The organism is Acuticoccus kandeliae, from assembly GCF_003073115.1.
Genome location: NZ_QBBV01000002.1, coordinates 112,196 through 129,288 on the forward strand (window position 1 = coordinate 112,196; position 17,093 = coordinate 129,288).

Below are 17,093 nucleotides of genomic sequence, written 5' to 3' on the forward strand. Positions count from 1 at the left end.
CCGGGCGGCTTTCTTCGTTGCCGCACCTGTCATTTCCCGAGAGCGCTGCCTAATTCTTTCCCGATGCAGGCCTTCGCCCTCCTCCTCGACCGCTTGAGCTACGAGCCGCGCCGCAACGGGAAGCTCGCGCTGATGGAGGCCTATTTCCGCGCCGCGCCCGACCCCGAGCGCGGCTACGCGCTCGCCGCCCTCACCGACTCGCTGTCCTTCCAGAACGCCAAGCCCGGCATCATCCGCGCCCTCATCGCGGAACGGACCGACCCGATCCTCTTCGCCTGGTCGCGCGACTATGTGGGCGACCTTTCGGAGACGGTCGCGCTGATGTGGCCGCGCCGCCCGCGGCCGGAGCACCCTTCCCTCATCGGCCACAACGATCCGCCGATGAGCCCGCGCCTTTCGGAGGTGATCGAGACGCTGCAGACGATGGGCAAGGCCGCCCTCCCCGCCCAGCTCGCCGAGTGGCTCGACCATCTCGACGAGATCGGGCGCTGGGCGCTCCTGAAGCTCATCACCGGGTCGCTGCGGGTCGGCGTCAGCGCGCGCCTCGCCAAGACGGCCGTCGCCCGCCTCGGCGGTGCCGAGCCGAACGCGGTGGAGGAGGTCTGGCACGGCCTGCGCCCGCCCTATGAGGCGCTGTTCGCCTGGCTCGAAGGGCGGGGGCCGAAGCCCGCCACCATCGACCCCGCCCCCTTCCGCCCGCCGATGCTCGCGACCGCGACCGATCTCGACGAGCTGGAGCGGACCCAGGATCCGAGCCTCTTCGCGGCGGAATGGAAGTGGGACGGGATCCGCATCCAGGTCTCGGCCGGGCGCGACGAGAAGGACCGCCGCGTCGTCCGCCTCTATTCGCGCACCGGCGAGGACATCTCCGGCGCCTTCCCCGATGTCGTCGCCGGGGTCGATTTCGAGGGCGCGCTCGACGGCGAGCTCCTGATCGTGCGGGACGACATGGTGGAGTCGTTCAACGTCCTGCAGCAGCGGCTGAACCGGAAGTCGGTCGGGCCGAAGCTCCTGCGCGAATTCCCGCCGCGCGTGCGCGTCTACGATCTCCTCCACGACGGCAGCGAGGATCTGCGCCCCCTCCCCTTCGCCGAGCGGCGCGCCCGGCTCGAGGCCTTCGTCGCCGCGACCGGGCCGATGTTCGACCTTTCGCCGACTGTCCCGTTCGCGAACTGGGCCGATGTCGCGGCGGCGCGCGAGGATCCGGCCTCCGCCGGCGCGGGCGACGACGCGGCCGCTGTCGAGGGCGTGATGCTGAAGCGGCTCGACAGCGCCTATGTGCCGGGTCGGCCGAAGGGGCCGTGGTTCAAGTGGAAGCGCGACCCGTTCACCATCGACGCGGTGCTGATGTACGCCCAGCGCGGCTCGGGCAAGCGCTCGTCCTTCTATTCGGACTACACGTTCGGGGTCTGGAGCGGGGTCGACGGGGCGGACGGTCTCGTCCCCGTCGGCAAGGCCTATTTCGGCTTCACCGACGAGGAGCTGAAGGCGATCGACAAGTTCGTGCGCAACAACACGATCAATCGCTTCGGCCCGGTCCGCGAGGTGGTGCACAAGGCCGAGGAGGGACTCGTCCTGGAGGTGGCGTTCGAGGGGCTCCAGCGCTCGACCCGGCACAAGTCCGGCGTCGCGATGCGCTTTCCCCGGATCGCGCGCCTGCGCTGGGACAAGCCGCCCCGCGAGGCGGACCATCTCGACGCGCTGAACCGCCTGCTTCCGGCCTGACCGGCGGCGGTCAGATCGAGGCGAGCGCGCGCAGCGCCGCCGGGTCCTCGATGCAATAATAGCCGGAGATCCGGCTAATATGCCCCTCGCGCTTCCAGTCGTTGAGGACGCGGCTCACATTCTCGCGCGCCGCCCCCACCATCGCGGCGAGGTCGGCCTGGCTGATCTTGTGATGGACGAGGATGCGCTCGTTGCCGACCGTCTTGCCGAAGAGGTCGGAGAGGTGGAGCATCGTTTGCGCGACGCGGCCGGTGAGCGGCAGAAGCGAGCGCGCGGCGAGCGAGGCGTTCGAGGCCCTGAGGCGACGGCCGACGATGCACAGCATGTGGCGGTAGACGGCGGGGTTGTCGTCGGCGAAGCGGAACACCGCGCCCTTGTCGAAGAAGGCGACGCGGGAGGGCTTCGAGGCGACGATGGAGGCCGAGCGCGGCTCCCCGTCGAAGAGGGCCATCTCGCCGAAGATCGCGCCGGGCGACAGGAGCGCCAGCACCTGCTCGCCGTCCTCCCCGCGCAGGATCACGCGGAGCGAGCCTTCGAGGAGCGCGTAGAACCCGTCCGCCGGGTCGCCCGCCTCGAACACGGCGACGCCGGCCTTCACCGGCCGCGTGCGCGCCACCTTGATCAGTTCTTCGGCGAGTTCGGTCGGCAGACCGTCGAGTGCGATGCTCTGAGAGAGAAGTTGAGGGTTCATGCGCGCGCCTCCCCCCATTTTTTATTGCTGCGCCGGCCGGGCTATTGCCGGACGCCAGGGCCACCTTTGCTTTCGTAACGGCCTACTGAACACGAGAGCACCGCCCGTTTCAAGAAAAACGGGCGGTGCCAAAGATGAGACGTCGCGCGCGTTCCGCGGCGCCGTCGGAATTTGTCAGCGGACGACGACGACCTGGGTGCCGATCTTCACCATGTCGTAGAGCTCGGTGACGTCCTCGTTGCGCATACGAATGCAGCCGGAGGAGACCTCGTGGCCGATCGTCCAGGGCGCGTTGGATCCGTGGATGCGGTAGAGCGTGTTGCCGAGATACATGGCGCGGGCGCCGAGCGGGTTGTTCGGGCCGCCTTCCATGAAGGCCGGCAGCTCCGGCTGGCGCTTGCGCATCTGCGGCGGCGGCGTCCAGCCCGGCCACTCACGCTTCAGCGAGACGCGGTGGGTGCCCGCCCACTGGAAGCCCGGACGGCCGACGCCGACACCGTAGCGGCGGGCCATGCCGTTCCCGTTGACGAGGTAGAGATACTTCTCCTCGGTGTCGATCACGATCGTGCCGGGCTTGTACTTGCTCTGGTACGGCACGTCCGCCGGCAGATAGCGCGGGTCGATCTGGCGCGAGGCGGGGCTGGTGGAGGCCGTGCGCGGCGCCGCGGCGGCGCCCTGCGGGGCCGGCTGCACGATCGCGCCCGGGATCTGCGTCGCGGGCAGCACGCCGCGCGGCAGGGCGCGGCTCGTCTGCACGCGGCCCGTCTGCACGCCGGCATTCTGGCGCGAGCCGGTCGGCACGTTGCCGCGCTCGGCCATCTGTGCCTTCCGCTGTTCCTGAAGGTAGTTCAGCCAGGCGGCGCGATCCGTGTTGAACGCGGACGCGGCGCTGACGGAAGTCACGAGAAGTGCGACCCCGATCGAGGCCCGCAACGAAAGTTTTACGACTTTGGACATCCGGCCCCAATTCCCACAAAAACTGGTCACATCAGGTGTGACTGCTCCCTGGATTATGGTGCAATTTGAGGCTTGACCGAAGCGCTGCAAGTGCTCGCGGAAAAAGAATTGATCACGTTCCTGCGCGCATGGTTAGCACGCGCTTAACGCATCACCTGCCTTCGCTGGGCCAGAAACGCGCCGCCACCCTGGAAAAGTTCGGTGACGAGCGCCCGCACATCGGCGATCACGGCGGGCAGCACGTCGCGCGCCTCCGCCTCGCTCATTCCGGCCACAATGCGCGAATCGTAAAGCATGTTGAGCAGGAACCAGTCGAACAGACCGAAGACGTTGAGGTCCGACTCGTCGTTGAAGATGCTGTCCTTCAGCAACGGGCTGTCGTTCGCGGGCCCAAGACTTTGCGCGATCTCCTCGACCATGCAGTGGGAGAGGCCGAGGAAGCCTTCGTCCGCGACGAGATAGACGTGCGCCCGCTCGATCCCGGTCGGCCGCGAGGCGATCACCGCCGAGCACGCGTTCTCTTCCAGGAAGGCGCCGTCGACACCCGGCCACACCGTCTCGCGGATGGTCTCGCGATAGTTGGCGCGGTCGACGAGGAAGATCACCATGTCCGCGTCCTCGACGCTCGCCACCTCGGCGAGGTCGAGATTCTGGATCGTCGCGCCGAGCTGTTCCACGAAGGCGCGCGTCGTCTCCACGCGGTCGACGAGGGAGGTGGAGACGATGTGGAAGGTGACCGGGCCGGTGAACTTCTTGACGATCCGCGACCCAGGCCGCGCGCCGGCAACGTCGGTTTCAGAGCCGAACACGGTGAGGACGAAGCCGTCCGTCAGCTCCTGGTCGGTGAAGGGCACGGTCTGCGCCAATGCCGGCCCCGCGCCGAGTGTGCCGAACGCGAGCGCGGCCGTCACGAAGGTGGCGCGCAAGGCGCGCCCGAGCGTGCGCCGAAGACGCCAGCCCGCCCTCATGAATGCCCGTCCCGGTCCGCAATCATCGCCCATCCGCCACAGCGCGCCCGAAGGAAAATCGTCGCACAAGGTGCGGCTTCGCGGAACATAAAGTGTTCTGCTGGTGCAGAACTTATGACAGAAAAATGCGCTCTCAACCCGGCTCGGTTCCCGTCGCCGTCAGAAATGGCGCGAGGCCGCGCAGCATGTCGAGGGCCTGGGCGACCTGATCGCGGGCGATGAACTCGTCCACCGTGTGCGCCTGCTCGATCGATCCCGGCCCGCAGACCACCGCCGAGACGCCGATCGCCTGGAAGAGGCCGGCCTCGGTGCCGAAGGCGACGACGTCGGTCGTGTTTGCGCCGGTGAGGGCGAGCGCCAGATCACGCGCGAGATTGTCCTCGGCTGGCTCCAGCCCCGCGACCTCGCCGACGATCTCCGTCGCGATCCCGGAATCCGGGTGGACGGCGCGCATGGCGGGCAGCAGCGTCTCCTCGCAATAGCGGTCCATCGCGGCCTTCACATAGACCTGGTCGGAAAACTGGACGGGGCGCATCTCCCAGTCGACGGCGCAATGGGCCGCGATCACGTTGCGCGCGGTCCCGCCATCGAACCGCCCGGCCTGGACGGTCGTGTAAGGCGGGACGAAGCGGCTGTTCTTCGGCGCGCGCGTCTTCAGCGCCTCGCCCACCTCGAGGAGGCGGGCGACGTAGTGCACCGCCATCTCCACCGCGTTGACGCCGCCCGCGGGGTTCGAGCCGTGTCCGCTCAGCCCGTGGAAGCGGGTCGTGTAGTCGCAACAGCCTTTGTGCCCCTCGATGACGCGCATCATCGTCGGCTCGCCGATGATCGCGGCGGCCGGGCGGACCTCCTGCGCGGCCAGCACCTCGCAGAGCTGGCGCGCGCCCATGCAGCCGACCTCCTCGTCATAGGTGAAGGCGAAGTGGACGGGCCGGGCGAGCGGGAGGGCGGCGAAGAAGGGTGCGAGGGCGAGCGCGGCGGCGATGAAGCCCTTCATGTCGCACGTGCCGCGGCCATAGAGGCGGCCGTCCGCCTCGCGCAGAAGGAAAGGGGGCGAGGTCCAGGCCGCCGCTTCGACGGGCACGACGTCGGTGTGGCCCGACAGAACGATCCCGCCGCTGCGTTCCGGCCCCAGCGTCGCGAAAAGGTTGGCCTTCGCGCCGTCCGCGCTGCGGGTGACCGCGAGCCGCGCGCCGAGGCTCCCGAGCCGCTCGGCCGCATAGTCGATGAGGGCAAGGTTCGATTCGGCAGAGACCGTCGGGAAGGCGACGAGATCAGCGAGGATGGCGATGGTCTCGTCGAGGTCGCTCACGCTCAGTCCTTCACGAACAATTTGCGCGGCCGGTTGCACAGGCACTCGGCCGGCCCCTCCTCGCGGATGAGGATGCTCTCGGTGATTTCCAGCCCCCAATCCTTCATCCAGAGGCCGGGCATGAAGTGGAAGGTCATGCCGGGTTCGAGGACCGTCGTGTCCTCCATGCGGATCGAGATGGTCCGCTCGCCCCAGTCCGGCGGATAGGAGAGGCCGATCGGGTAGCCTGCGCGCGCCGCGCGGTCGATGCCCGCCCGCTCCAGCGGAAGGGCGAGGGCGCGCGCGATGTCGGCCGCCGTGTTGCCCGCGCGGGCAGCGTCGAGCCCGGCCTCCAGCCCCTCGACGAGGGCCGCCTCCGCGTCGCGCATCGACTGCGGCGGCGTGCCGAGGAAGACCGTGCGGCAGAAGGGGGCGTGATAGCGGCGATAGCAGCCGGCGATCTCGAAGAAGGTCGCCGCCCCCGTCGCGAAGGTGCGCCCGTCCCAGGTGAGGTGCGGGGCCGCCGCGTCCGACCCGCTCGGCAGGAGCGGCACGATGGCGGGATAGTCGCCCCAATCCTCGTCGTTTCCGGTGAGGGCCTTCCCGTAGATCTCGGCGACGAGCTCGGACTTGCGCACGCCCGGCTCCACGCGCTCGACGATGTGGTCGACGATCGCCTCTGAGATGCGCGCGGCCTTGCGCATGAAGACGATCTCCTCGTCGCTCTTCACCGCGCGCTGCCAGTTCACGAGCGCCGTCGCGTCGACAAGCACGGCGTCCGGCAGCTCCCGCTCCAGGACGAGGTAGGCCTTCGCGGAGAAATAGTAGTTTTCGAGCTCGAGCCCGATCCGCTTCGCGCCATAGCCGCGATCGCGGATCATCGCGGCGAGCATCTCCATCGGATGGCAGGTGCGCGACTGGACGAAATGGTCCGGATACCAGGCGACCCGGTCGTCGCTCATCCAGCAGGTGCGGACCGCGCCGTTGGAATCCTGCCCCCGCCCCCACCAGATCGGATCCTCGTCGAGGAAGACGAGCACGCCTTGGTGCACGTAGAAGGACCAGCCGTCATAGCCGGTGAGCCAGGCCATGTTGGACGGATCCTCGACGAAGAGGAGGTCGATCCCCTCCGCCTCCATGGCCACGCGCACCTTGGCGAGGCGGCGCTGATACTCGGCGGCGGTAAAGGGCGTCTCGAGTGCCGGCACGAACGGACCTCCATCTGCAGGGCGGCGCGCGGGCGCCACGCCGCCAGCATCGCCTTCCTGTCCGGCGGCTTCAAGCGGCGGACGGCGGACGGCGAGGCGCGCGGCTGGTCGCCCCACGAAAAAAGGCCCGCACATGGCGGGCCTTCATCATGATGCGATGGCGGCGGGCTCGCCCCGCCGCGCGGTCACTTCGGCAGCGAGCCGTCGATGCCTTCGATGTAGAAGTTGAGGCCGAGAAGTTCGCCCTCGCTCGCCTTCTGGCCCTCTTCCAGCCAGACCGAGCCGTCCTGCTTGTTGATCGGGCCGGTGAAGGGCTCGAGCGCGCCCGACTTGATCGCGTCGACCGTCTCCTGCGCGTGCGTCGCGACCGCGTCCGGCATGTTGGTGAAGGGCGCCATCGCGACGTTGCCCTCGGCGAAGCCGTGCCAGGTGTCGGACTGAGCCCAGGTGCCGTCGATCACCGCCTTCACGCGCTCCACGTAGTACGGGCCCCAGTCGTCGACGATCGCGGAGAGCTGCGTCTTCGGGCCGAAGGCGATCTGGTCGGACGCCTGGCCGAAGGCGAACGCGCCGCGTTCGGCCGCGACCTGCATCGGGGCGGTGGAATCGGTGTGCTGGGTCAGGATGTCGACGCCCTGGTCAAGGAGCGCCTTCGCGGCGTCCGCCTCGCGGCCCGGATCGAACCAGGAGTTCACCCAGACGATCTTCAGGCCGAATTCCGGATTGACCGAGCGCGCGCCGAGAAGAAACGCGTTGATGCCGCGCACGACTTCCGGGATCGGGAAGGAGGCGATGTAGCCGGCCTGCCCGCTCTTGCTGACCTCGGCCGCGATCTGCCCGGACACGTAGCGGCCCTGGTAGAATTTGGAGTTGTAGGTCGACACGTTCGGGTGCTCGCGCTTGTAGCCCGTCGCGTGCTCGAACTTCACGTCGGGGAAGCGCCCGGCGACCTTGTTCGTCGCGTCCATGTAGCCGAACGAGGTGGTGAAGATGATGTCGCAGCCGGAGCGGGCGAAGCGCTCGATCGCGCGCTCGGCGTCACCGCCCTCGGGCACGGATTCGAGGTACGCGGTCTCGACCTGATCGCCGAGCTCCTTCTCGACCTGAAGGCGGCCCTGCTCGTGCTGGTAGGACCAGCCGAAATCGCCGATCGGCCCGACATAGATGAAGCAAGCCTTGGTCTTGTCCTGCGCGGCGGCGGTGCCGGCGGCGAGCAGGAGGATAGCCAGGGAGGTTGCCAATCGTTTCATTCACCAGATCCTTCAAGGTGCGTGCGGCGCGTGAAGAAAGAGTTTTGCGTAAACCATCGCGCGGATTTGCGCGAGGGGATGGGGCGGCCCGGATGCGTCGTCAACGGTCGGGGACGAAGGGCTGGCCGAGCGCGGCCGGCGTGTTCACTCGGGTGAAGCGGCGGTTGCTCGCGATGAGGACGAGAACGAGGATCGTCGCCAGATAGGGGAGCGAGGAGAGGAGCTGCGAGGGCACGTTCACGCCGATGGCCTGGACGTGGAATTGCGCGATCGTCACCGCCCCGAAGAGATAGGCGCCGGCGAGGATGCGGGCCGGCCGCCAGCTCGCGAAGACGACGAGGGCGAGGGCGATCCAGCCGCGCCCGGCCGTGATGTCCTCCACCCATTGCGGGGTGTAGGCGAGGGTGAGCTGCGCGCCCGCGATCCCGGCACAGACCCCGCCGAAGAGCACGGCCATGGTGCGCACGCGGTTGACGTGGAGGCCGAGCGCGTGCGCCGCCTCCGGCCGGTCGCCGACGGCGCGCAGGCGCAGCCCCGCACGGCTCTGGAAGAGGAACCACCACACCCCGACCGTCAGCACGATCGAGAGGTAGAAGAGCGGGTCCTGGTCGAAGAGGACGCGGCCGACGACCGGGATCTCGGAGAGGCCCGGAATGGTCCAGTGGCCGAGCGAGATGCCGGGGATGCCGACATAGGCCTCGCCGATCATGCCCGCGACGCCGAGGCCGAAGAGGGTGAGGGCGAGCCCGGTCGCGACCTGGTTGGTGACGAACCAGATGGCGAGGATCGCGAAGAGCCCCGCCATCATCGCGCCGACCACCCCGGCCGCGACGATCCCCGCATAGGGCGACCCCGTCTCCTTGGCGACGGCGAAGGCCGCCACCGCGCCGACGACCATCATGCCCTCGACGCCGAGATTGAGGACGCCGGAACGCTCCGCGACCAGCTCGCCGAGCGCGGCGATGAGGAGCGGCGTCGCCGCGGTGATGACGCTGAGAAGGATCGCCTCGATCATGGCGCGGCTCTGTGAGGGCTCGGCGAACGCGCCGTTCGGCCGAAATGGACGCGATAGCGCACGAGCGTGTCGCTCGCGAGCACGGCGAAGAGGAGGACGCCCTGGAAGATACTCGTGATCTTGTCGGTGAGGCCGAGCGAGATCTGCGCCGCCTCCCCGCCGAGATAGGAGAGGGCGAGGACGAAGCCGGCGACGATGATCGCGAGCGGATTGAGGCGCCCGAGGAAGGCGACGATGATCGCGGTGAAGCCGTAGCCGGGGCTGATCACCGGGCGGAGCTGGCCGATCGCGCCGGACACCTCGATGGTGCCCGCGAGCCCGGCGAGCGCGCCGCAGAAGAGGAAGGCGAACATCGTGGTCGTCTTCGCGTCGAAGCCCGCGAAGCGCGCGGCGCGCGGGCTCGCGCCGGTGACGGTGATCTCGAACCCCTTCAGCGTGCGCGCCAGGATCGCCCATGTGACGATCGCGACGATGATGGCGATGACGATGCCGTAATTCGCCCGGCCGCCATAGGGGCCCATCGTGATCAGCTCGGGGATGACCGCGTCGGGCTGGAAGTTGCGCGATTCGGGGAAGTTGTAGCCTTCCGGGTTGCGGAAGGGACCGCGCACCAGCCAGTCGAGAAGGAGGCTCGCGACATAGACGAGCATTAGCGAGACGAGGATCTCGTTGGTGCCGAAGCGGTTCTTGAGGAAGGCCGGGATCGCGGCCCAGAGCGCGCCGCCGATCATGCCGAGGATCAGCATCGCGGGCAGCACCCACGGCCCGGCGGCGGTCGGCCACGCGATCGGGAGGGCCGAGGCAAGGATCGCCCCCGCGATGAACTGCCCCTCCGCCCCGATATTCCAGTTGTTGGAGCGGAAGCAGACCGAGAGGCCGACGGCGACGATGATGAGGGGCGCGGCCTTGATCGCGAGCTCGTGCAGAGACCAGAATTCCGACAGCGGCTCGATGAAATAGGCGTAGAGGGCGGCGAGCGGCGGATGGCCGAGCGCCGCGAACAGGACCGCCCCGATGAGGACGGTGATCGCGAGCGCGATCAGCGGGGCGAGGAGGTCCGCCCACCAGACGACGCGCGGGCGGCGTTCGAGCTCAATGCGCAAGGGCAGCGCCTCCCGTGGCGGTCTCGCCGGCCGGCTCGTGGACGCCGCCCATCAGGATGCCGATCGATTCGCGCGTCATCTGCCCGGCGGGCCGCGCCGGGCTGAGGCGTCCGCCCGCGATCACCGCGATCCGGTCCGCGATCTCGAACAGCTCGTCGAGGTCCTGGCTGATGACGAGGACGCCGGCCCCCGATGCGGCGAGGTCGATGAGCGACTGGCGGATATTGGCCGCCGCGCCCGCATCGACGCCCCATGTCGGCTGGTTGATGAGGAGGAGGCGCGGCGCGCTGTCGAGCTCGCGCCCGACGACGAATTTCTGGAGGTTGCCGCCCGAGAGGGCGCGCGCGGGCGGGTTGCCGCCCGAGGAGCGCACGTCCATGCGCTCGATCACGCGGCGCATCGTCTTGCGCGCCACGCCGCGGCGCAGGAAGCCGGCCGGACCGAGAATGCCGTCGGTGCGCTGGTGGCGCGACAGGATCACGTTCTCGGCGAGGTCGAAGCCCGGCACCGCGCCGTGGCCGAGCCGCTCCTCCGGCACGAAGGCGGCGCCGAGGCGACGGCGCGCGTCGATGTCGAGCCGCTCGGCGGGAACGCCGAAGATCGAGACGCTGCCCGAGCGCGCCCTCGTCTCGCCGGAGATGCAGTCGAAGAATTCGGCCTGTCCATTCCCCGCCATCCCGGCGACGCCGACGACCTCGCCCGCGCGCACGGTGAGGGCGATGTCGGCGAGCGAGACGCCGAACTGATGGTCGGACGGGTGGCTGAGGCCGCTCACCACGAGGGCGGGCGTCGACTCGCTGCCGGAGGACTCGCGCGGACGCACGATCGGCACCTCGCCGCCCACCATCGCCGCCGCGAGCGAGGCCGCGGTCTCGACCTTCGGATCGGCCTCGGCGACGAGCTTGCCGGCGCGCATCACGATGGCGCGGTCGCAGAGCGCCCGCACCTCCTCCAGCTTGTGCGAGATGTAGAGGACCGTGCGGCCCTCCGCCTTCAATTTGCGCAGCGTGACGAAGAGGCGGTCGACCTCCTGCGGGGTCAGCACCGAGGTCGGCTCGTCCATGATGACGAGGGTCGGGTTCTGCAGGAGGCAGCGCACGATCTCGATGCGCTGCCGCTCGCCGACGGAGAGGTCGGCGACGAGGGCGTGCGGGTCGAGCGGCAGGCCGTAGGCCCGGCTCGTCTCCCGCGCCCGCTCGGCGAGGCCCTTGATCGGCTCGTCCGGCAGGCCGAGGGCGATATTCTCGGCCGCGGTGAACGCCTCGAAGAGAGAAAAATGCTGATGGACCATCCCGATGCCGAGATGCCGCGCGACCGCGGGCTCGGTCATCACGACCGGCTTCCCCTCCCAGAGGATCTCACCTTCGTCGGGTTGCAGGGCGCCGAAGAGCTGCTTCACGAGCGTCGACTTGCCCGCCCCGTTCTCGCCGAGAAGGGCGACGATCTCACCTTTGTGCAAGGTGATGGAGATGCCGTCGCACGCTCTGAGCGCGCCGAATATCTTCGTGAGCCCTCGCGTTTCCAGAAGAGGGTCGCTGTTCACACATCTGCTCTTTTGCGGCGATCCATGCCCAAAAACTAAGCGAGTTTCATGCCACCCGTCACTTCTTCATTTTCGTTTTGAGTTATTTTTTCCCCGCCCCGTTCGGCCCGCCATTTGCGCATGGTGACCGCCCCGCGCCGGATCCTTCCGCCGGGGAGACGGATCCTGTGCCGCTCGCATGGAGATTGTGACAGGCGATGTCGCATTAACGTTGAGACGAGTCGCTTTTTCGATACCACGGCCAGCCCAGAAGCCACAGAGGTTGTGGTTCAACGGCTAAGGAGTGATCGATGGCATTCCCGACCGCGGCACGCTTCGTCATCATCGGGGCCGGCATCCATGGCCTCTCCACCGCGCTCCACCTCGCCCGCGGCCTGAAGGCCGCCGGGAAGGGCAGCGGGTCGGACATTCTCGTCATCGACAAGGGCGGCATCGCGGCGGGCGCTTCCGGCATCGCGTGCGGCGTCGTGCGCAACAACTATTTCCAGCCCGCGATGCGCGAGCTGATGGCCCATTCGGTCGATCTCTGGGAGGCCGACCGGGAGGCGCTCCACTACAACCCCGTCGGCTACATGCAGATCAGCCCCGAGGCGATGCACGCGGACGTCGCCTCGATCTACGCCGAACAGAAGGCGATCGGGTACGAGAGCGTCTTCGTCGAGGGCGAGGCGGACTCGATGCGCTACATGCGCGGCCTCTTCGACGATTGGCAGGCGAAGGGCATCACCTCCGTCCTCCACGAGAAGCGGGGCGGCTTCGCCCACAACGCCGCCGCCATTTATGGGCTCGCCGGGATGGCCGAGGCGGAGGGCGTACGCATCCTGACCGGCCCGACCGTCACCGGCTTCGAGTCCGGGCACAATTCGGAGGCGATCACCGCCGTCGAAACCGACCGCGGCCGGATCGAGTGCGGCGAGGTCGTCGTCGCCGTCGGCCCGTGGGTGCGGGACCTGTGGTCGATGCTCGACCTGCCGAAAGCGATCACCGTCGTCGACCGCGACGGCGTCCGGCACGAGGACGTGCCGATGTGGCGCTTCTGGCAGCTCGAGGAGGGCGTCCTGCGGGTTCCGGTCGACCTCCTTGCCACGAACGATGGCGGCCGCCCACCCGTCCTCCACGTCGACAGCGACGCGCCGCTCACCAGCGATGTCGACGGCTCCCTCATCACCGAGGAGATGTGGGGCATCTACTACAAGCCCGACCCGCACTTCGGCGGCGTCCAGGGCGGCGCCTCGCCCTATGCGGTGGAGGGCGACGTCGACGCCGTGGTGCTCGATCCCTACGGCCCCGCCTCGCCGGTCTTCGTGTCCTCGCCCGAGTTCGCGCACATGTGGGCCTCCGCGCTCGCCCATTGCCACAAGCGCTTCGCCGGGAAGGCGCATCTCTACTGCCGCGAGCCTTCGGGCGGGCTCGGCTGCTTCACGCCGGATTCCTTCCCCGTGTTCGACCGCTTCCGCCAGAACGTCACGGTCATCGCCGACTCCAATCACGGCTACAAGATGATCGGCGTCGGCCAGCTCGTCGCGCGGGAGATCCTCGGGGAGGCGAGCGCGCTCCTCTCCCCCTTCCGCTTCGCCCGCTTCGCGACGGGCGACCTCCACCCCGTCTCCCACAGCCCCTTTCCCTGGAGCTGAGACGGCGATGGCGATGACGGCGACGATCGAAGAGGCGAAGGGACGCGCGGTGACGCGCGACATCCTCGTCATCCTCGTCGACGGCTTCTCGCTCCTCAGCCTCGCCTCGTTCACGGAGCCGCTGCGCTCGGTGAACCGCGTCCTCGACCGGACGGCCTACAATGTCCGCCTCGCGACGCTCACCGGCGCGCCCGTCACCTCCTCGGGCGGCCTCACAATCAACCCGCACATCGCGATCGCGGACATGGGGCCGGCGGACCTTGCGATGATGTGTTCCGGCCTCATCGTGGAGCCGCCGGAGCAGGCGGAGATCATCGCGCATCTGCGCCGCCGCGCGCGCCAGGGCGAGAGCATCGGCGCGATCGCGACCGGGGCCTGGCTCCTCGGCGCGGCGAAGCTCCTCGACGGGTATCGCGCCACGATCCACTGGGAGAGCCGCGCCGCCTTCGTCGCCGCCTATCCCGAGATCGACGTGACGGAGGCCCCCTTCGAGATCGACCGCAACCGCTTCACCTCCGCCGGCGGCACCGCCTCCATCGACCTCGTCGCGGCGATGGTGCGGATCGATCATGGCGTCGAGGTCGCGCGGCGCATGGCGAACATGGTCCAGCACGAGCGGATCCGGTCGAGCGCGGATCGCCAGCGGCCGGCCGGCGAGCCGGACCTCGTCGGCAAGCCGGAGCCTGTCGCGCGAATCATCCGCCGGATGGCCGGCAATCTCGAAGCGCCGCTCAGCGCCAAGACCCTCGCCGACGAGGCGGGGCTCTCGGTGCGCCAGATGGAGCGCCTCTTCCGCCGCCATGTCGAGACGACGCCAACCGCCTACTATATCCGCCTCCGCCTCTTCCGCGCCCGCGAGCTTCTGCGCATGACCGACGCCTCGGTCCTCGACGTGGCGCTTGCGACGGGCTTCCTGTCCCAGTCCCATTTCGCCCAGGCCTATCGCGCGTCCTTCGGCAACAACCCGTCCGACGAGCGGCGGCAGGTCTGAGGCGGGCGTCAGCCTGTCGCACGGGGCGATCCGTCCGCTGCTTTTCCTGTATGTCCGGGGCGGGGCCGGACCAGGCCGCCGCCGACCAAGAGGGAGGGCCATGCCGGACCATCCGACCGAGGACGCCGCGCGCGCCGACGCGAGCGAGGAGGCACAGGCCCCGATCGTCGCCTATCTCGCCTCGCTCGCGACGGAGCCGCCGATCACGACCCACCTGTCGCGCGTGTTCCTGCTGCCGGGCCGCGTCCTCAAGCTGAAGCGCGCCCGCACGCTGCCCTTCGTCGACTACGCCCCCCTCGCCGCGCGCGAGGCCTATTGCCGGCAGGAGATCGACGTGAACCGCCGCTTCGCCCCGGCCCTCTACACCGCCGCGCGGCCCGTCCATTTCGACGGCGCGTCCTACGCGATCGAGGGGGCGGGCGAGATCGTCGACTGGGTGGTCGACATGAAGCGGTTCGACACCCGATCCCAGTTCGACATGATGGTGGAGGCGGGCACACTCGACGGCGACCTCATCGACGCGCTCGCCCTCAGGATCGCCGCCATGCACCGCGAAGCGGAGATCGTGCGCGTGCGCGACCAGGTCGACCGCGTGACAGCGCTCTGCACCCAGCTTCGCGACGACATCGCCCCGCACCTTTCCGATCCCGCCGACCGCGCCGCGCTCGACGCGTGGGACGCAAAGGCGCGCGACACCCTCGCCCGCGAGGCGGCGCGGCTCGACCGGCGCGCCCGGCACGGCTTCGTGCGCCGGTGCCACGCGGACCTGCACCTTTCGAACATCTGCCTGTGGGAGGGCGCGCCCACCCTGTTCGACGCGATCGAGTTCGACGAGGATCTCGCGACGATCGACGTCCTCTACGACGTCGCCTTCGCGCTGATCGACCTCTCCTTCCGCGGCCGGGCCGACCTCTCCTCGCGCCTCCTGTCGCGCTATCTGGAGGCGACGCGGGACTACGCGGGCCTTGCCGTGCTGCCCCTCTTCCTGTCGAACCGGCACATGGTGCGCGCGCTCGTGGGGGTGATGAAGGGGCGCGACCCGGCCCCCTATCTCGCCGCGGCGGGGGCGGTGCTCGCGGCCGGCCACCGGCCGCGCCTCATCGCGATCGGCGGCCGCTCGGGGACCGGCAAGTCCACCGTCGCGCGCGGCCTCGCCCCCCTCATCGGCGCCGTGGTCATCCGCTCCGACGCGATCCGCAAGCACCTCGCCGGCACGGCCCCGCACGAGAAGCTGCCCGAGAGCGCCTATACGGCTGAGGCCCGCGCGGCGATCTATCGGCGGATGCTGGTGGACGCGCGCCGGGCGGTGCGGGCGGGCTGGCCCGTCATCCTCGACGCGACCTTCCTCGGCGAGGCGGCGCGGGACGCCGTCGGCGCGGCCGCCGCCGCATGGGGCGTGCCGTTCGAGGGTCTGTGGCTGGAGGCAGCGACCGACCTCCTCGCGAGCCGCGTCACGGCGCGGGCGAACGACGTGTCGGACGCGGACGCGCGCGTCGTCGCCGCGCAGGCGACGGTGGAGACGGGGGCGATGCGCTGGACGGTGGTCCCGGCTGGCGGGTCACCTGAGGCGGTCGTCGCCGCCGCGAAGGCGGCGCTCGACCGATAAGCCTCAGTGGGCGAGGACGATCGGCATCTCGGCTTCTTCCATCATGTAGGAGGTGAAGCCGCCGAACAGCATCTCGCGGAAGACGCTGTGGCCGTACGCGCCCATGATGAGGAAGTCGCAACCGAGGGCGCGGACCTGGCCGAGCACGGCTTCGGCCGGGCTCATCCCCTCGCGGTCCACCGCGTGGATGGTCGCCTTCACGCCGTGCTGGGCGAGATAGTCCATGACCACCGTGTTCTCGTGCGCATCGAGCGGACGGTTCCGGTCGGCGGTGACGAGGACGTGGACCTCCTCGGCGTTCTCCATGAGGTCACGCGCGGAGAGGACGGCGCGGATCGCCTCGGGGCTGTGCGTCCAGGCGAGCGCGCACTTGCGGCCGGCCCAGGCCGGCTCCACCCCGTCCGCCTTCGGGCGGACGATGAGGAGCGGGCGGCCGGTGGAGAAGAGGGCGAGGCCGGAGATCGAGTTGTCGGACACGTCCGACGCGCCCTTCTCGGCGCCGATCACCAGGAGATCGCAAAGGCTCATCTCGCGCACGAGGTCACCGTTCGAGCGGTTCTCGAGGACCGAGAAGGCCGCGTGCGCCTCGCCGATGCGGGGCTCGGCCTCGTTGTGGGGAAGGCCGTGCTTGGCGCACAGGCGCTTCGACATCTCGCGCGCGTGCCGCAGCCGCGACTCGGCCTGCTTCTCGACGATCCCGTCCCAGCCGCCGCCGACCATGATCGCTTCGCCGAAGAAGCCCGAATACGAATAGACCGGGAAGGACACGTGGATGATCCGCAGCTCAGCCGCGTTGACCTTCGCCAGGTGAATGGCGGTCTCGACCGCCGTCTGTTCGTGATCGAACCCGATCACGAGACATACGATTGACTTCATCGCCATCGCCGTCGCTCCGCTTTCCGTCCCTATCGTGCCTAGGTGCGCCAACTTGCGCCTCGGTGTGTTGACCTTGGTCAAGCGCGCTGATCTTCCGCCCTTTATAGAACTTTCATGTCAGTTTTGCATTGGCCGGCGATGACCGTGCGGCCCCCGGTGTCCGAACCTCTCGGTTCGCCTCCGGGCGCACGACCGTTGCCGTTTTCCAATCCGACGCCCACCTCGCAGCGAGCCT

At 69.2% G+C, this 17,093-nt stretch carries 14 protein-coding genes; 4 read left to right on the top strand and 10 right to left on the bottom strand.

Annotation, left to right across the window (positions count from 1 at the left end):
* The first annotated feature begins 63 nt into the window (after positions 1-63).
* Positions 64-1,725, top strand: coding sequence for a cisplatin damage response ATP-dependent DNA ligase (locus DBV35_RS13215; RefSeq protein ID WP_108660801.1), 1,662 nt, complete (start codon positions 64-66; stop codon positions 1,723-1,725).
* Positions 1,726-1,735: 10 nt separating this feature from the next.
* On the opposite strand, the gene DBV35_RS13220 is transcribed toward DBV35_RS13215, so the two are convergent.
* From DBV35_RS13220 to DBV35_RS13260, 9 genes are all read right to left on the bottom strand, one after another.
* Positions 1,736-2,416: a Crp/Fnr family transcriptional regulator gene (locus tag DBV35_RS13220; protein WP_108660802.1), complete on the bottom strand. Its 681-nt coding sequence runs from the start codon at positions 2,414-2,416 to the stop codon at positions 1,736-1,738.
* A gap of 174 nt (positions 2,417-2,590) precedes the next feature.
* Positions 2,591-3,373: a L,D-transpeptidase gene (locus DBV35_RS13225; RefSeq protein WP_245943953.1), complete on the bottom strand. Its 783-nt coding sequence runs from the start codon at positions 3,371-3,373 to the stop codon at positions 2,591-2,593.
* A gap of 143 nt (positions 3,374-3,516) precedes the next feature.
* Positions 3,517-4,341, bottom strand: coding sequence for a DUF2927 domain-containing protein (locus DBV35_RS13230; RefSeq protein ID WP_157961722.1), 825 nt, complete (start codon positions 4,339-4,341; stop codon positions 3,517-3,519).
* Positions 4,342-4,474: 133 nt separating this feature from the next.
* Positions 4,475-5,653, bottom strand: coding sequence for an acetylornithine deacetylase (gene argE, locus DBV35_RS13235; RefSeq protein WP_108660804.1), 1,179 nt, complete (start codon positions 5,651-5,653; stop codon positions 4,475-4,477).
* Positions 5,654-5,655: 2 nt separating this feature from the next.
* Positions 5,656-6,840 carry an ectoine hydrolase DoeA gene (doeA, locus tag DBV35_RS13240; RefSeq protein WP_108660805.1) on the bottom strand — a complete coding sequence of 395 codons (1,185 nt, stop codon included), beginning with the start codon at positions 6,838-6,840 and terminating at the stop codon, positions 5,656-5,658.
* 185 nt (positions 6,841-7,025) lie between these two features.
* Positions 7,026-8,090 carry a BMP family ABC transporter substrate-binding protein gene (locus DBV35_RS13245; protein ID WP_108660806.1) on the bottom strand — a complete coding sequence of 355 codons (1,065 nt, stop codon included), beginning with the start codon at positions 8,088-8,090 and terminating at the stop codon, positions 7,026-7,028.
* Positions 8,091-8,190: 100 nt separating this feature from the next.
* Positions 8,191-9,105, bottom strand: a complete 915-nt coding sequence (locus DBV35_RS13250; protein ID WP_108660807.1) for an ABC transporter permease — start codon at positions 9,103-9,105, stop codon at positions 8,191-8,193.
* On the bottom strand, positions 9,102-10,208 hold the full coding sequence (locus tag DBV35_RS13255) for an ABC transporter permease (RefSeq protein ID WP_108660808.1): 1,107 nt from the start codon (positions 10,206-10,208) through the stop codon (positions 9,102-9,104). Before DBV35_RS13255 ends, DBV35_RS13250 begins: the two co-directional genes overlap by 4 nt.
* Positions 10,198-11,751 (bottom strand): ABC transporter ATP-binding protein, encoded by a 1,554-nt coding sequence (locus tag DBV35_RS13260; protein WP_108660809.1) that lies wholly within the window; start codon positions 11,749-11,751, stop codon positions 10,198-10,200. The genes DBV35_RS13255 and DBV35_RS13260 overlap by 11 nt, the downstream gene beginning before the upstream one ends.
* A gap of 290 nt (positions 11,752-12,041) precedes the next feature.
* On the opposite strand from DBV35_RS13260, the gene DBV35_RS13265 reads away from it, so the two are divergent.
* From DBV35_RS13265 to DBV35_RS13275, 3 genes are all read left to right on the top strand, one after another.
* A complete protein-coding gene (locus DBV35_RS13265) occupies positions 12,042-13,385 on the top strand; it encodes an NAD(P)/FAD-dependent oxidoreductase (protein ID WP_108660810.1) in 1,344 nt (447 codons plus the stop codon).
* A gap of 13 nt (positions 13,386-13,398) precedes the next feature.
* The gene (locus tag DBV35_RS13270; RefSeq protein ID WP_108661933.1) at positions 13,399-14,376 is read left to right on the top strand and encodes a GlxA family transcriptional regulator; all 978 of its coding nucleotides are present in this window, start codon (positions 13,399-13,401) and stop codon (positions 14,374-14,376) included.
* A gap of 100 nt (positions 14,377-14,476) precedes the next feature.
* Positions 14,477-15,982, top strand: coding sequence for a bifunctional aminoglycoside phosphotransferase/ATP-binding protein (locus tag DBV35_RS13275; protein ID WP_108660811.1), 1,506 nt, complete (start codon positions 14,477-14,479; stop codon positions 15,980-15,982).
* 3 nt (positions 15,983-15,985) lie between these two features.
* On the opposite strand, the gene DBV35_RS13280 is transcribed toward DBV35_RS13275, so the two are convergent.
* Positions 15,986-16,864 (bottom strand): universal stress protein, encoded by an 879-nt coding sequence (locus DBV35_RS13280; RefSeq protein WP_108660812.1) that lies wholly within the window; start codon positions 16,862-16,864, stop codon positions 15,986-15,988.
* Positions 16,865-17,093: the final 229 nt, after the last annotated feature.

What these genes read in the sequence shown, in the direction of transcription:
- DBV35_RS13220 (WP_108660802.1), bottom strand. Translation starts at nt 2,416, where the DNA reads ATGAACCCTCAACTTCTCTCTCAGAGCATCGCACTCGACGGTCTGCCG.
- DBV35_RS13225 (WP_245943953.1), bottom strand. Translation starts at nt 3,373, where the DNA reads ATGTCCAAAGTCGTAAAACTTTCGTTGCGGGCCTCGATCGGGGTCGCA.
- DBV35_RS13265 (WP_108660810.1), top strand. Translation starts at nt 12,042, where the DNA reads ATGGCATTCCCGACCGCGGCACGCTTCGTCATCATCGGGGCCGGCATC.
- DBV35_RS13245 (WP_108660806.1), bottom strand. Translation starts at nt 8,090, where the DNA reads ATGAAACGATTGGCAACCTCCCTGGCTATCCTCCTGCTCGCCGCCGGC.
- DBV35_RS13270 (WP_108661933.1), top strand. Translation starts at nt 13,399, where the DNA reads ATGACGGCGACGATCGAAGAGGCGAAGGGACGCGCGGTGACGCGCGAC.
- DBV35_RS13275 (WP_108660811.1), top strand. Translation starts at nt 14,477, where the DNA reads ATGCCGGACCATCCGACCGAGGACGCCGCGCGCGCCGACGCGAGCGAG.
- DBV35_RS13230 (WP_157961722.1), bottom strand. Translation starts at nt 4,341, where the DNA reads ATGAGGGCGGGCTGGCGTCTTCGGCGCACGCTCGGGCGCGCCTTGCGC.
- DBV35_RS13215 (WP_108660801.1), top strand. Translation starts at nt 64, where the DNA reads ATGCAGGCCTTCGCCCTCCTCCTCGACCGCTTGAGCTACGAGCCGCGC.
- DBV35_RS13250 (WP_108660807.1), bottom strand. Translation starts at nt 9,105, where the DNA reads ATGATCGAGGCGATCCTTCTCAGCGTCATCACCGCGGCGACGCCGCTC.
- DBV35_RS13280 (WP_108660812.1), bottom strand. Translation starts at nt 16,864, where the DNA reads ATGGCGATGAAGTCAATCGTATGTCTCGTGATCGGGTTCGATCACGAA.